This window comes from Vibrio sp. D173a, assembly GCF_030248475.1.
Window position 1 is genome coordinate 1 of record NZ_JAHGAH010000929.1, and the last position, 609, is coordinate 609.

Annotated in this window: 1 pseudogene; it reads right to left on the minus strand. The window is 42.7% G+C overall.

What is annotated here, in order from left to right:
* Positions 1-232 (minus strand): annotated as a pseudogene (locus KIV40_RS30350) (TolC family protein); the annotation flags it as partial.
* Positions 233-609: the final 377 nt, after the last annotated feature.

The following is a 609-nucleotide window of genomic DNA, read 5'->3' on the forward strand; positions in this document are numbered from 1 at the left end:
TCATAGCCGTTGGTAAATACGTATCCAGCTCCGGTACATTAACCAGATCGGTAATAAGGTTGGTTTGCTGCTCTACTTGGCTATTTTCATTGGCTTCTACTCGTTCAAGCAGTTGCTGAATAGACTCATTTTGTTGCTGTGTGGCTTGTGATGAAAAGTCCGTCTCACCGGTTGTCGCACAACCCATAAGACCGGATAACATTATCGCAAGCACTGAATATCGAAACGTCATTGGCGCTCTCTCCCACTTAGATGCGCCAAAGATAAAGTAAGCAGGGTTAATGCGGGGTTAACGCCTCAATACATTCATCAGAAAAATGTTTGGCTAAAAGGTTTAATACTGTTAGAAAAGAAAAAGAGCCTAATGCTGAGAGGGGACATTAAGCTCTTTGGTTATAAATCACGCCTATATGAGTGACAGCGTCACTAAGTTTCCAATTGGTTCCTAGAAAACAATGTCCCTAGAAAACAATGGAAGTAGATTGCGGTTTTAAATGGTTTCCGGTTCTAACTCACCAGCCCCTTGGACAGATCGTTGGCTGTTTTCGACCAGTATCGCTATAGCCGTTTCTTTCAATATGCCCCACTCTTTTTCATCAACCTCGATAC